At 38.0% G+C, this 14,679-nt stretch carries 14 protein-coding genes; 4 read left to right on the plus strand and 10 right to left on the minus strand.

Annotation, left to right across the window (positions count from 1 at the left end):
- The first annotated feature begins 38 nt into the window (after window positions 1-38).
- Complete coding sequence (locus GS400_RS12435) at window positions 39-1,274, plus strand: IS110 family RNA-guided transposase (protein ID WP_160102074.1); 1,236 nt, start codon at window positions 39-41, stop codon at window positions 1,272-1,274.
- A gap of 534 nt (window positions 1,275-1,808) precedes the next feature.
- On the opposite strand, the gene GS400_RS12440 is transcribed toward GS400_RS12435, so the two are convergent.
- The 5 genes from GS400_RS12440 to GS400_RS12460 form a co-directional block, all read right to left on the minus strand.
- The gene (locus GS400_RS12440; RefSeq protein WP_160102216.1) at window positions 1,809-2,624 is read right to left on the minus strand and encodes a hypothetical protein; all 816 of its coding nucleotides are present in this window, start codon (window positions 2,622-2,624) and stop codon (window positions 1,809-1,811) included.
- Window position 2,625: 1 nt separating this feature from the next.
- Window positions 2,626-3,060 (minus strand): TFIIB-type zinc ribbon-containing protein, encoded by a 435-nt coding sequence (locus GS400_RS12445; protein WP_160102218.1) that lies wholly within the window; start codon window positions 3,058-3,060, stop codon window positions 2,626-2,628.
- 66 nt (window positions 3,061-3,126) lie between these two features.
- Complete coding sequence (locus GS400_RS12450; RefSeq protein ID WP_160102220.1) at window positions 3,127-3,921, minus strand: abortive infection family protein; 795 nt, start codon at window positions 3,919-3,921, stop codon at window positions 3,127-3,129.
- A gap of 285 nt (window positions 3,922-4,206) precedes the next feature.
- Window positions 4,207-4,986, minus strand: a complete 780-nt coding sequence (locus GS400_RS12455) for a PIN domain-containing protein (protein ID WP_160102222.1) — start codon at window positions 4,984-4,986, stop codon at window positions 4,207-4,209.
- A gap of 152 nt (window positions 4,987-5,138) precedes the next feature.
- Window positions 5,139-5,378, minus strand: a complete 240-nt coding sequence (locus GS400_RS12460) for a helix-turn-helix domain-containing protein (protein WP_160102225.1) — start codon at window positions 5,376-5,378, stop codon at window positions 5,139-5,141.
- 141 nt (window positions 5,379-5,519) lie between these two features.
- Between GS400_RS12460 and GS400_RS12465 the strand changes: the two genes are divergently transcribed.
- Window positions 5,520-6,116, plus strand: a complete 597-nt coding sequence (locus GS400_RS12465; RefSeq protein ID WP_160102227.1) for a hypothetical protein — start codon at window positions 5,520-5,522, stop codon at window positions 6,114-6,116.
- Window positions 6,100-6,399 (plus strand): HNH endonuclease, encoded by a 300-nt coding sequence (locus GS400_RS12470; RefSeq protein ID WP_236561265.1) that lies wholly within the window; start codon window positions 6,100-6,102, stop codon window positions 6,397-6,399. Before GS400_RS12465 ends, GS400_RS12470 begins: the two co-directional genes overlap by 17 nt.
- Here the strand turns inward: GS400_RS12470 and GS400_RS12475 are convergent.
- Complete coding sequence (locus GS400_RS12475) at window positions 6,396-6,620, minus strand: hypothetical protein (protein ID WP_160102231.1); 225 nt, start codon at window positions 6,618-6,620, stop codon at window positions 6,396-6,398. The two genes, GS400_RS12470 and GS400_RS12475, sit on opposite strands and share 4 nt — an antisense overlap.
- A 373-nt stretch (window positions 6,621-6,993) precedes the next feature.
- Between GS400_RS12475 and GS400_RS12480 the strand changes: the two genes are divergently transcribed.
- Window positions 6,994-7,287: a hypothetical protein gene (locus tag GS400_RS12480; RefSeq protein WP_160102233.1), complete on the plus strand. Its 294-nt coding sequence runs from the start codon at window positions 6,994-6,996 to the stop codon at window positions 7,285-7,287.
- Window positions 7,288-7,673: 386 nt separating this feature from the next.
- Here the strand turns inward: GS400_RS12480 and GS400_RS12485 are convergent, their stop codons facing one another.
- The 4 genes from GS400_RS12485 to GS400_RS12500 form a co-directional block, all read right to left on the minus strand.
- Window positions 7,674-8,861 carry a GIY-YIG nuclease family protein gene (locus GS400_RS12485; RefSeq protein WP_160102235.1) on the minus strand — a complete coding sequence of 396 codons (1,188 nt, stop codon included), beginning with the start codon at window positions 8,859-8,861 and terminating at the stop codon, window positions 7,674-7,676.
- On the minus strand, window positions 8,854-10,947 hold the full coding sequence (locus GS400_RS12490) for a DEAD/DEAH box helicase (protein WP_160102237.1): 2,094 nt from the start codon (window positions 10,945-10,947) through the stop codon (window positions 8,854-8,856). The genes GS400_RS12485 and GS400_RS12490 overlap by 8 nt, the downstream gene beginning before the upstream one ends.
- Window positions 10,931-13,720, minus strand: a complete 2,790-nt coding sequence (locus GS400_RS12495; protein ID WP_160102239.1) for a class I SAM-dependent DNA methyltransferase — start codon at window positions 13,718-13,720, stop codon at window positions 10,931-10,933. The genes GS400_RS12490 and GS400_RS12495 overlap by 17 nt, the downstream gene beginning before the upstream one ends.
- Before the next feature lie 404 nt (window positions 13,721-14,124).
- Entirely contained in the window at window positions 14,125-14,679 is a 555-nt protein-coding gene (locus tag GS400_RS12500; protein WP_160102241.1) for a hypothetical protein, read from the minus strand.

A 14,679-nucleotide genomic window follows, 5' to 3' on the forward strand; every position in this document is an offset into this window, starting at 1 on the left:
AGGGGCACCGGCAATATTTTTTGAGGAGGAGAATTCGAATGAATCCAGTCGTAGGTCTGGATGTATCTAAAGGGGAAAGTCAGGTCCAAGCATTCTTGGACAAGAAAAAGCCATATCGTAAGAATTTTAAAGTAGACCACACGCGAGATGGTTTAACGACGCTTCACGAATTTTTAAAGCATTTAAAGGAAGTTACGGGTCAAGATCCAGCAATTGTTTTGGAGGCAACGGGACATTATCATGCGCCTGTTGTTCAATTTCTGGAGGAGCATAATTATTTATTAATCATTGTAAATCCATTGGTTTCTTTTAGAGCGAAAAGCTCTAATTTACGAAAGGTGAAAACTGATGCAGTTGATGCTTATCTTCTTTGTGAACTTTACTATAAGGAAGATTTAGAGCCTTATAAAAAGCGAGGAGTTCAACTTTTAAACCTTCGTAATTTAACTCGGCAACATGAAAATATTACTGGGAACTTTATTCAAACAAAGTTACAGTTCCAAGCTGTATTGGAACAAGTATTTCCTGAATACAAAGGGGTTTTTGGTGAGCTATATTCTTTTGTTTCTTTACGGATCCTCAAAGAATATAAGTCCTCGGAAGATATTTTAAGGACTAGTGAAGACAGACTGGCAAATCGAATAGCTGATTTATGTACAAGTCGTTCTGAAAAGTGGGCTTATGAAAAAGCACAAACTCTGAAAGCAGCAGCTGCTCGTAATCCTTTTAAAAAGACACTGTATCAAAGTCACCTATTAAGTATGGGAATGTATATTGATATGCTTCTTCAATTTAAAGAGCATCTATCAAAGTTAGATGCAGAGATAGATACTCTAGCTAAAGAAATTGAAGAATATAAGATTATTAAATCTATCCCTGGTATCGGAGAAAAGATCGCTGCCACGATTATTTCTGAAATTGGGGAAATAGATCGATTTAATCACCCTAAAAAGCTTGTGGCTTTTGCCGGTGTTGATCCAAGTGTGTTTGAATCAGGTCGCTTTACAGCCAGTAATAATCGCATTACTAAAAGAGGTTCTAGTCGCTTAAGGCACGCTTTATATCTGGCTGTCTGTTGTGCGATTAGAGACAAACGGAAAAAGAAAACAACCGATGAAATACTCCCTAGAAATAAGAAATTGAGAGAATTTTACGATAAGAAACGAAACGAAGGTAAACCTTTTAGAGTAGCAGTCATCGCTTGTGTTAATAAGCTTTTACATTGGATCTATGCTCTTTTAAAAAGCAGAACTAACTTCCAAGAAATAGCTTGATAACTATATCTGCCTATATAGAACAAAACCTTCCAATATAGTTTTAATGGAAGGTTATTTGGCATGTTCTTTTTTATTTTATCATGTCTTTTTTCAGTTTTTTATTGAAAAATGTTGACAAACTATTAGCTGGTTTAGTTGAATAACGATCTTTAATTCATTTTACCATATTATTACCAAAAACCCTCTAAATCACATAATTAGTGATGCAAATTTACATGCAGTTTACCCTACAATTTCGACTACATTTTCACACAAAAAAGTAGTTCAATTAGGGGTACAAATTGCAATATTGTACTCCAAAACTGAACTACTTAGTAAAATATGACATAGTTTTTACAAACACTTGTTATGTTTTACTGTCTGTCATTTAACTATTTACCTTTTTAACGCCAGCTTTTTGAAAATCAACGTTTCTACTTTAGATAGCATGAGCTTCGTCACAATGAAACAATCTAGGGAGTGTCACACATAAGAATCTATGTTCTTAGTCTAAACAAAAAGAACTTGAAAACAACAAGTCCCTCCTCCAAGTTATCCAACGAACCCACCCAAAGTATCAGCTAATTCACTTCCCAAATTAAAAAGAGTTGTACCAGTGGTTGCTATCTCATTGATTCCTCTAACTTTTCCCATAGCAGTTTTCAAAATTGCTTTTTTAGGCTTTTCACTTTCTGCTTCTTGAACTGCTGCTTCCAAAAATTCAACTGCTTCCTCTTTTTCTTCAATTGGAATAGTTTCATCCTTTTGAAGTTCCTTAACAAATTTTTCAGCTACTTCCTTTAAACCCTCAATGTTTCCCTCATTATAGTTTTGATGAGCGGTTACTTGACCTTGACCTTCAGCATGGTTGAATTGACCTTTGAAGTCACGATTGAAGGTGAAATGTGTTCCTGATTTCTTATCAAGTCCCATGTCTATTTTCATCTCCCCTAAATAATTCACTATGTGGTCAACCAGAGGTTGAACAACTTGATTATTGAAGCCTTCCATATGGTCCTGAAGTTTATTTGAACTACCATAACCATATGCAATGCTGAGAATATCGAGTTGATTGTCTGAAATGTACTTCAACATTTGATAAATGAAAGCAATTTCTTCTGACTCTCGAATTGGCAATTGGTATCGGTCATGGTAACCTTTTTCTTGAATTTCTTTCTCGATGTCAAATTCCTCCACGTTATTCTCTTGAATAAAATCATTTATTGTCGGTGATTCTTCAATAAAGAGAAGGAACCTTTTCAGGTTTTCATTGTAATCTTGAAAGTTACAATTCAAGAACCTACTCGCCACTCTCCTAAAACTCAATGAAAGTTTCTGAAACTCTTTTTCTGTCAATGCCTCATTCACTTTAGTTCACCCCGCAAAATGGACAATAGATTGTTTCTCTTGTTTGGTCTGCATGTACCTTGATGGTCTTTTCGCAACAATGAAGTTCAATCTGATCTAACTGTTCATCTTCTTTCAGTTCTTTGGGCTGCTCCTCTTTCATTTCTTTGAAGTCAAAGCTGATTCCAGAGCCTTTCATGTTTCTATTGGTGTTTTTAAATGTCTTGTTCAATTGTTGTTTCAGATGATTTATTGCAAGTGTTTGAGCATGTTCAATTACGTCTTGAGATACAAAACTATTGCTTTCGTCAACCAAACCACAAGATGGACAGAAAAGTTCTAAAGTGTCTTCAGAGTCTATGTCTCCCCCTAAAGACTTGAACCTCTCTCCACAATAGGGACACTCTAACGAGTAATATCCTTCGCTATCAGTAGGAATTGAGATTTTCTCATTCACTCATAACACCTCCAAGTCAATGATACCATTATATCACCCAAATGTTATTTTTTGGATTTTTAACACTTACTCTTTTTGAAAACTCTCTATCAAATAAATGCACATGGTTCCGCTCAAATTAATAGCAAACTTAGCATGTCTCTCACTAGGTTTTGCATTCTTAATACCTTTACCGTGTGAATCGCTAAACTCATTTCGTAAGGAACCAAGTCCCGTGACAACCCCATTTATTGAGCCAAGGATTTTCTTAAATATGCCTTCACTGTGTTGATCGGGAGCCATGTTCAATATATGAGAGACCTGTTTATACAATTGACTTAAACTATCTCCCTTTTTGTACTCCTCACCTTTCTCATCAAGTATCCATTTCAAAGTGCTCTCAATCATGGATAATGTAGATGTAATTGCGTCTTCAGGATCTGACTTTGATTGATTTAGAGCACGTTGCCAATCCGTCTCCACATGCTCGATGCTATATTGATTTGTGTACTCTTCTATTTCACTTGGAATGAATGTAGAATTGATATATTTAATTTTGTCACCAGAAAATAAATATCCATCACGTTCAAGTAATTTAAAAAACTGATCCAACCTTTTATCTCCCCAAACATTATGGTGAATACCTACTTCAATAAAGAACATCTCAAAAACGTTAAAAAGTTTTCGTAAGTCATTGGGGTTCATTAAGTTTAAAGATGCAACGTATGTATCCGCAAGTGACCTTCTACTCCCACTCATTTTGCTAGTGTATTCATTTTGTTGATATATCCCTTCACTTTCAAATAATGTTTCAATTTTGTTTAGAGTGCTATATTCAGTCAACAAATCGTAGAAAACATGTAACGTCCGTTCACTAACCATGTAATACCTCCATGTATGATACTGCTCCTACTATCTTATCAAAATATGGAATTAATTATAATCTTGATTAACCTCTTATTTTCAATAAAATAAGACACTAATCCTTCTTTAGATGTGTTTGGTATGTATGAAATGGCAGTATGGTTTTTTGCATATTAAAACAGACTTCAAAATAAGAGTTTTGTATAAAACTTTGCACATTTTGCGGTCTATTAATTTACTTATTATTCCACCCCCGACACCCAATAGCTGAATATTTGAGTTCGAGATTATTCAATAATTTGTTTAAAATGCAGGCTCATGTGTAGCCATATGTTCATAGTATTCTTCATTTACTTGATCAGATGTTATTATCTCCTGGGAGAAATTCTCTTTCAAAGTTTTAAGTAAGAATATAGAATAATTTAGTTCCATATCATACTCACCTATAAACTCCATTTGTAATTGAGGATGGAGTTTAGTTTTATCATCGGGAGCACTAAAATCTGTATAATTGTTAGTAATAAAGTAAACCTGATCTTCGTCACTCCAAACATCAACTAATCGTTTCATTTGTTTAATTGACTCATATACTACCGCATCACCATACTCTTCTTTTATATGACATGGCGCAGCCTTAAAAATTTTCCTTTTCATTGCTTGAGAAATAATTGGATCATCAGCAACAATATGAAGGTTGTCTGTTCTATTCATTAAAGATTTAATTTTTTTACCTTGGGTTTTCTCAATTATATCTTTTTTATCTTTAAGAACTTCCTTTTTCCTCTTTAGTTCTTTCACAAATTCTTCGAAGTATCTTCCATCATATTTGCTGTTTTCAACATTCAACCAATTTATCCCTTTCATTTTTTCAATGACTTCATCTAGGTCTCTTATTAAATCACGCATATAATTCTTTGTATTCCTATTAACCTCACTCAATACTATCTCAGGAACTACCAGTTTAACTTCGACATTATCCGCTAACATGTCAAACAATACTTTATGCGTATTAGCATTCACACTCGTATCTCTATTTATTATCATATTAATATAAATGTTTGAATCTAAAACCAGATATTTCACGAACACCCCTCCAAAATAAATTTTAAAGCATTAACAAATATAGAAGTCCACCCCAAAACTGAGGATACCTAAATTTTTAATTTCGCTGAAATTTGTAAAAGTCCTTCTAACAAAAATCACGCCGCCAAAAATTTGGCAGCGTAATACAATGATTATATTTCTTCATTCTTTAATAATATACCTTCTACTTCAGTAATAAAATTACTTGGCTTGACTTTTAGTTGATCGCAAATAGTAAAAATTGTATGCACCGTAGCCCTTCTCTTCCCTCTCTCTAACAATGATATGTATGTTCGATCTAAGTCACATCTTAAAGCTAATTCTTCTTGAGATAAACCAGCACTTTTTCTATATCGCTTTAGTACATCTCCAATTACTTCCTCTAATTTCAAGTAATAGTCACCTTCTATAATAGTTACTTAATACTTTGATTGTTCAAAAAATGTGACTTATAGTCCACAGACTATAGTATTCAAATCAAAAAATTGGCTATAATGATGACTATAGTAAACAAATAATAGGAGGTATTATACATGGCTATTGTATTGGCTGAGGTAGAATTTGAAGGGATAAAACCACTTCTATATAATAGTTTTACTGTAGAGGCATTGTCTTTAAAAAGGCCTGAAATGAAAGGGTCTGCAGGTAATAATCCAGAAGAGTGGAAGAGTTCTGTAAAAGTTACAGAGTCAGGTCAGTTTTATTTACCTTTTTCGTATGCATTTGCTTGTGCGCTTAATGGCGCAAAAATGCTTCGCAAGGGAAAAGGGACATACCAAAAAGATGTAGCAGCTACTCTAGAAATACTTGATGAAAAGATTTTGTTAAACAGAAACCTACCGAAAGACATTTTATCAAAATCAGAATTAGATGATGTTTTTTTAGATGTTCGAGGAGTAACAAATAAAAATAGTAGGGGAAGCAAAAATATAAGGTACAGAGTTTGTTTAAACCCTGGTTGGTCTGGTAAATTCAGAATTCAATTTGATAATACAATTGTAGGCAAAGAGCATATGGAGCAAATCTTTATTGATGCAGGGAAGTTTTCAGGCTTTGGTGATGGTAGAAGTATTGGCTTTGGGAAATTTTCTATAAAGAAATTTTCCTATATTGGTGAGAAGATTGCCTAAAAACAGATTAGATTCAGAGTTATGGAGAGATGTAAGAAAAAAGATATGGAATAGGGACGGCGGAAAATGCACTAAGTGTTTGGAGAGTGTAGACCTCAATTCCTGTCATATAGACCATAAGAAATCTGGCTTGATGGGTACGAACAAAATGAAGAACTTACGTACATTGTGTCGAAGGTGTCATGTACTTCGTGCTGACATAAGACATCAGGGTATGATTGATAGAGCATTACAAGATGGAATTATTAATCCTGGATGGAGGGATAATGTTTGGGATGATTAAGTAACAATAAATTTATGCGGTGTGGTCTGGTGCGGTGCGATACGGTATGGCGTGGTGTGGTGTGGTCTGGTTTGGTACGGTTTGGCCTCAATAATGAATATCTCATTGGAGACCGATCCAGTCATTTGAGATAGAAACAAAACAACTTCTTTGGCTGCCATTTTTTCCAACCGGAAAGTGGTAGCCTGTTTTTTTGTTTTATAGTTTTCTACCTTCTTCAATGGCACTTTCTACTTCTTGCTCATTTTGTGGTTCATTTTTATATAAATTCACGACATTTCTCACCCTTTTTTATTGTTTACATACACAATCAAGAACTATAATTGCCTCTCTCTTTCATAGATATTATATAACTATACTCTTTATGCCCCTACTTTGTTAATTAAGAAACTAAAAGTGATGGGTACCTGTTCACCTTGAATTAAGGATAGGTATAGTACTATTGCTGTTATTTGATAAGCTATACACACAAGATTGCTTTCGCTTATGTACTGATACATTTGAAAAGGCTGTCGAAAAAATTATTTATATCCTCAAGGAATAAAAGGACATTTTTCTTTTGACGTAGAATACCCTTTGAAAGGAGGAGTAACTGTGTCGAAACTAATTACTGTAGAAAGAGCACAAAAGGAAGTAGAACGACTCCAACATTATTTGAAATTGGTGGAGGAGTATGAAGTGGATACTCTAGATAAATGGATAATCAAACAATATGCCATAACTAACAGCATAAAGAGGGTGATAGAAAAGGCTCATGAACAGTACTTTGTAGAAATCGAAAGAGAGTATGTAGTTAGTGTAATTAAAAGTAAACCCAAAGATGAATTACATAAGACAATAAAATCAGGATATATGTTGAAAACAAGACCAAATAGAAGAAAATATTGATAAATGATAGGTACATTCATCTAAAGCACTAAGACAATTAGGATATGGTTCCAATGATATTCGTCTTCATGGGAGATTCTGAGCAACATATTGAATCTCCTCAATTAAACAATCATTCCCACTGAGTTGATTTACATTCTAAAGTTCCTTTCAATCATTTCTTCAAATTGAACTCGAAATTCCACTGATTAGATCAATGGGTTATAACTAAATTCTATGTACTTTAAGGTGAGTTTAATATGGTTCGTCGTATCATTGAACGATTTTTGACCTATAACATTCCATGAGAAAACCACCTCTAAATGCAGATCATTTCACATGCAATTCTGGAGGTGGTTTTCTCATATTATTGGTTCATTTTATTCTTTTATTTATCCCATTAAAAATTAAGCAAGGTGTACCAGACTGGCCGTTTTGGGATCATATACCACGTTAGTAATAGAACCATCCATAATACGCTCTACTGCTTCATCAATTACATGTATCGGCACGAGAAACCATTCCTTAGGGTGTACAGGGTGGCCAAAGCGATCAAGGATGGTGAGGTCTATATGAGCTGGGGTAAAGATACGGTGTAATATGCCCTCAAGCTTTGTCCGTTTGATCCCGGCCAATTTGTAGGTAGCAATGACTTCGACATCAGCCATAAGATATGTGGCATCGTTTTTTGCATTGGCTATACGGGTTTCTAATTTTCCACCCGTAACTCCGATCTTGTGAATTAGTTCCCTGTGCTCAATAACGAAGGGATGATTGGAAAAACTTCGTAAGACATAGATTGTACCACTCTCAATATCTTCTTCATCCCAGGTTGCGCTGAAAAATGAACCTAAATCAGGATCTGTCAAACGGCGCCCAACCTCATCTTTGTACAGGGCGCGCTGCAAAGACCTAAGGAGGAGGTTATTCTCGGTCCCATTGGAATAGATAACCCTTAGTCGAGCATCAGGTTGCCCATTTGGTGCTTTAAATTCTTCCCCCTTCTCAGCCACGTACACAAGTTGGCCACCTAAAATGAAGAAGTTACCAGTATTTACACTTGTATCCTTACCAAATGGCCTTGCTTGTCGCACCCCTGTACTGAGTTCATACTCAGCTTTATCAAACAATGGTTGGAAGCGACTGAACTCACTACACTTCTCCCTTTTAGCGATTTCCTCCGCCGCCTTTATTTCAGTTTGGGAACGTACATGGTTTAATTCTGAGATATCGATATCGGAATTGTTATCCCTATCTTCAAGTTCGGAAAGCAAATCATCGTCATCCATTGTTTCTTTTGAATCTGTTGTTGAAACTTCATTTTTGTTCAATAGACCTTGATAATCGAGTGAAGAAAGAAGAGCTCTACATTCTTCCTGTGCTCGCAAGCTATCGAGTCGCACGGCGTACATTCTTTCAAATACTTCATCTACTTCTCCATGTTGAGGAAGACGTTCGTATCTCTCGACAAATCCCTGAATCTCCTTAAAACCAGCAATGATGTGTTCTTCGCGCGACGAGTATGAGTTTGTCTTCACTTTCTCCTTCTCAACACCAAGTTCATCTAGTAAATCATCATCAGAAAGCCTAGTCATTTCTATTCCCTCCAGCGCCATTTTCTACCGTCTGTTTCGCTCGGTAGCGTCTTAAGGCTGCAACACCTTCGGCCATGCGTTTTTCCCATGGATCTTGGGCGTTAATATCGGGTAATCGTCCAATTTCCTTTTTGAATTGAAGAGCTCTCTCAGCTAGCGCTCTAGCCTCTTCGTAAGAAATACTTACACGTTTAGCAGTAATCACTTCCGAAACCTTTTTTAAGCTGTCCTCATTTATAGATTTGGAAAGAATGGCATACGCCTCACTAAATGGATTGATTCTATCAATAAGATCAATGTCCAATTCACGCACATCCATTATAAATTTACGCACACCATCTACGAGAGCAGTGTTGGAGTGAGGATCATTACTACCACCTGTAGAGCCTCCTTGTGCAGTCTGTTTAGCCTGCTGAGTAAGGTTAAGAGCAGCGATGGCTTGCTGGCGTACTGCTTCGTGATCCTCTGCGTCTAGGTTAGGGTACTTTTCATTGATTATTTTGCCCATTCTAACCTGGGTCAATTCCTCAGGAACTACTTCGTAGTCAAATAAGCCTCGCTCAATTGTTGTTTTGTCTTGAACGAATGTCGCAATAACTTCGTTCAAGTCTTCACGACAAATACGCACAGCTTCCTCGCTCTTAGGCTCGGAGAGCCCATTTATCTCGATTTCTAATTGACCTGTATCATGGTTGAAGCCCACATTACACTTTTCCGGGTCATAACCAGTAGCCCCATAGTCAACCCCAGGCTCCGGACCACTTGTTGTACTCTTAGACTTAAACTCAAACCGTGGAGCAAGTACTGACTCCATCAGCAAGCTAGCAGTAATAGCCTTCAGTGTATCGTTAACTGCCTCTGTAACAGCCTGCTCAGAAGCGTCCAGTTCCGCAATCAGATTAGTGAAACGGGCACGGGTTTTACCTGGAGCATCACGAGTAGCACGACCAATTATTTGAACAATCTCTGTGAGACTAGCACGATAACCGACCGTAAGCGCGTGCTCACACCAAATCCAGTCAAATCCTTCCTTTGCCATTCCAAGCGCAATGATGATGTCTACATAGTCACGGTTGTTTTTATTTGAAGGATCTTTTAATGCAGTGGATACACGGTCGCGCTTCGTCTGGTCATCATCAACCAGGTCGGCAATTCGAAGAATTCTGCCAGAAGACATCTTTACTAGCTGAAAGCCAGTAGAAGGATCAGTTCCCTGCCATTCACCTAGTTCTTCAATAATGTGTTCGACTTCCTTAATCTTGTTCTTCGTGCTTTCACGCGAATTAACGTTCGGTATGTGGATGATAGTCTTTTCAAGCGGATCTAGCACTTTAAGGATGTCATCTATATATGAATTCTTATAAAAAAAATAGCCAACATCTAGTTGCTTAAGGTACTCGTAGCCGTTGAGTTGCTCATAATAAGTATAGGTAACAGTATCGAACTTAGACTCGTCCTGAGGAGCCAACACTGCCTCAGCGTCACCTCTGAAGTATGAACCGGTCATAGCCACAATATGGACCCGATCACGAGAGATGAACTCCCCAAGATGAAGGCCGAGTTTGTTGTCGGGGTTAGCCGAAACGTGATGAATTTCATCCACGGCAATTAACCTATTATCGAACGCTTCAACCCCTAATTTATCAACTGAAAACCGGAAGGTAGCGTGAGTACAAATCAATACTTCGTCGTCACTATCAAGAAAAGCTTCTACAGAACCAACCTTCCCCCCATTATCAGTACCGGGCGCGTTACATAAGTTCCATTTCGGCTTCACTCTCCAATCGGCCCAAAACCCAAATTGGCCTAAGGGTTCATCATTGAAACTGGCACCAATCGACTTTTCTGGCACCACTATTATTGCCTGCTTAAGCCCTTGGTTATATAGCTTGTCAAGGGCAATAAACATCAGTGCTCTACTCTTCCCGGATGCGGGCGGCGACTTTATAAGTAAGTACTGCTCACCTCTACGCTCATACGCTCGTTCCTGCATTGGTCGCATACCCAACTCATTGGTCTTAGTGGAACTTTGGTTACGGGCATAGGACACAGAAATTGAAGTGTTTGATTTATTTCCGTTGGTCATGCGTCTTCCTCCCCTTTGTTTTTCTTGTATTAGTTGAATTTGTCATTTTGGTATAAAGATCAAACATTTTCTCCAATCGCTCTGTGTCGTTAAGGAAACGACGGCCTATAAAAATGCGCTCCAACACCTCATCATTCCGCTCGTGTGCCTGACGCAAATCCTCAGGCATTTTCTCGGAATCATAGAGATCGGCGATCGTTTTCGGGAAGTGCGCTTCACGAGCGAGTAGTATGTCCTCTGCGCAACGGGTCAGATCTGCTTTGTTTTTTTCGGTCAATGCAGGAACAGGAAATGTGTTCCACCCGAGTGTGTTGGAATAGGAGAATCGCATTTCTAACCTAACACAGACAGCACCTATCCATACCCAGTGCATGCGTGAAGCTATCAGGGCGAGGTTCCAGAGTGGCGCATCCAGTAAGGCAAAATTCTTGTTACTAACTATACTGCCGGATGGGAGTAATCCAACTGGTAAATATGACCGATCCTCTGAGCTCACCCCAGGGACAACTATAATCTGCTCGTCTCCGCTTTGACGTACCTCGCCAAAACGATAAGGGAAACTAGCAAGATCTTGTGTGGCTTTTCTGTTAGAGTTCTCTCGCTTCTTCCGAACGCTCTCAAATCGTGAGAATAGCCACTCATTTGCGATCGCCTCCTCACTATCACTTTCCTTAACCCATATACATCTTCGTTCTCGACCTCGAATATATTCCTGCGATCCGAAAAATGGGCGAATAAAATGAGCCGGGACATTATGCATTTGTATAGCTCTCTCGGCTTCTTCAAGGTCTAATAACAAGCCACCACCATCGTTAGGCATGTTACCGAAGGTCATTTCGTTAATCTCGCTTAACGGCTTACTCCGTGTACCAACTATCGTGTTCGAGCCTGGTACAAGGTAAGCGTTGATGTGCCCAGTAGATTTTGCAATAACTCCACCATCTGGAGTTTCACTGTAAACTTTCCGGTTTTTAACTGGCTTGTTAGAAATACCTACGATAACCACTGTTACCCCAGCATTCTTACTTGCGAGGTTGGCCCACTTAAACGATGTATGAGCGAAAGCAATTTGTTGTCCAGAATCAAAGATCAACGACCACAAGTTTTTCACTTGTCTCCCTTGAGATATTGAATTAGTGGCCACAAATGCTGAAACTGTCGGAGTATTCATACCATAATCCGTTGCTTTCAAAAACCAACCGGAAACGTAATCTAATGACTTCCAGTTTTTAGTTCTTCCGGCGAATATTAAACGAAGATCCTCTTTCTGTTCCTCTGATTGCCATTGACTCCCTCTATAAGGAGGATTTCCACAAATATATGTCTCCCCACCCTCATTTTCGAAGTCTATTTCCACTTGATCCAATGGGGTGCTAAAAAGGTCGTCGGCATGGTGCTTCACATTTGTTCCTGTTGGTGGACAAATACTAAGCCAATCCAACCGAAGCGCATTACCACATGTGATCCAGTTTTTCTTTGATAATGGCAAAAACTCAGAAATAGCTAGCGTCATTCCACGATAAAGAACGTCACACTGGAATTCAGCAATTATGAGGGCCAAACGAGCAATTTCGGCTGAAAAGTGACGTAGCTCGATGCCGCGAAAATTGGTAAGTGGAATGTCACTCTTACGACCTTCTTCATCTCGTCGCTCGTTAATCGTGTTTTCAATTTCCCTCATCTTCTTGTAGGCGATTACCAGGAAGTTACCTGATCCGCAAGCTGGATCAAATACCCGAATTTTCGATAAACGCTTACGTAAATTAAGTAACATTCGAGGGTTGTCACCAGCTATTTCAAGCTGCTCATGCAGATCATCCAAAAACAGTGGATTAAGTACCTTCAAGATATTTGGCACACTCGTGTAGTGCATTCCGATCATACCACGTTCGTCCTCGTCAGCAACTGCCTGAATCATAGAACCGAAGATGTCAGGATTGATTTTAGTCCAATCGAGATTACCGATGTGCAGAAGGTAGGACCTTGCGATTTTGCTAAATCTAGGCACTTCGGTACCGCCAGTGAAGAGTCCTCCGTTCACGAATGGGAATCTGTCCGCCCAACGTGGTAGTTTTTCTGCCTTACGGTTTGGAATTTTTGTACTCATAGCACGGAAAATTTCACTGATTACCTCATGCATGTTTGAGGCATCACTCGCACTCATCTGCTCGATGGTTTCAGTAAACATACCACTCCTTCTAAAAATACCTGTGTCTTCGGCAAAGAAGCAGAAAATCAACCGAGCCATGAAGTGGTTCATTTCGGTGCGCCGTTCGGTAGTTCCCCATTCTGGGTTGTATTTTAATAACTCAACATATAACCTATTCAACCGACTTGTTGCTCTTATATCGAAAGAACTGTCACGTACCTGCTTTACGGTCGTGATACCAGCAAGCGGGAGAAAAAAGCCAAAATGATCTGGTAAATCCTCATAAGCACAAACAATTGTTTCTCCGGACTCCAGTTCCTCTGATTCTATATATTCACCGTCTGTAGCGAGGATATAACGCGCTTTTGACTTGGTCGTTGCTCGGCTTTCTTTTAGATTAGAAAGGGTCTTCGTTACTTCACCAAGTGGGGCAACCGCAATATGTATGTTGTTAGTCTGTAGAACTCCGCCCAGATCGGATTTATTCGTTTCCCCTGAGCGCAAGCGTTTGATTGTTGTCTCTTTGTTTCCAAATGCCCGCAGAAAGACAAAGGGAAAATCCTCCTTATCAAAAGGCTGGGATATCAACTCGGAGACTGCTTCTTCAATTTCAACTGGATTCATCTGTATCTCCTCTCCAGATTTCTAATACTAATTTGAAGGAACACTAGACTAAAAGTGGCATTAATACCACCATTCATACAATACGCGACTATCAATACATTCGATAGTCGCGTGTGTCTATATTTTAGTATTCAATCTAATAAGGCCAGATTCACAACGAATCTAAGCTCAATTTTACTTATAATTATAGCAATACCAAAATTAGAAGTCTAGCATGTGGTGACCTCAAGAAACACACTACCTTAGAGGAATATTGAACTCTCTTTGTATCCACATAGTTCCTACTCAAATATAGGTTAAAAATAAAGCGATTGATTCATTTATTGTCAAAATATTTATTGTGCTTACTAAGAAAATAATTGAGAAGGATATATTGTTTGATGGATGGAAATATTAGTTTAGCTCTATCTACTTTTTTCCTTCATTAAAGTAATTCCTTCTTTTAAATTAGACGCTATTCCAGATACTGATAATTTTTTTATAGCAAGGATTTCATCGCATGCTATTAATAACCCTTCAAGTTTTTCTATTGTATCCTCATTTTCTCTGCGTTCTGTTTTCATTACCTCAATCCGTGATAATAATTGTTCAATTTTTTCATCCTTCTTTTCTATTTTTGCTTCATTTTTCTTAATTATTTTTCGAAGATTTATAACTTCTTTAGTCAATTCTTCAATTTCTTTTCCATGCTCTTCAATCTGTTCTAACTCATGATTTTTATTTTTTTCTTCCCATTTTGAAGGATTCCATATTTTAAGATATTCATCTTTATACAAAGTGGCCGGTGCAACCATAGGAATCCCAGTATCGTCATCTTTTAGCATATTTAATAGCAGTTTTCGAGTTATAGGAGTATGAGGATTACTCATTCTAATAGCCTCAACTGCATCCATGACCAGTTGAAGGGTTTCTTTATGCTTCTCTTTTTGATACTTTTTCACGCCTTGGTTATACCCCAT

Origin of the sequence: Pontibacillus sp. HMF3514, from assembly GCF_009858175.1 — a bacterium.
In the GTDB taxonomy this organism is placed as follows: Bacteria; Bacillota; Bacilli; order Bacillales; family BH030062; genus Pontibacillus.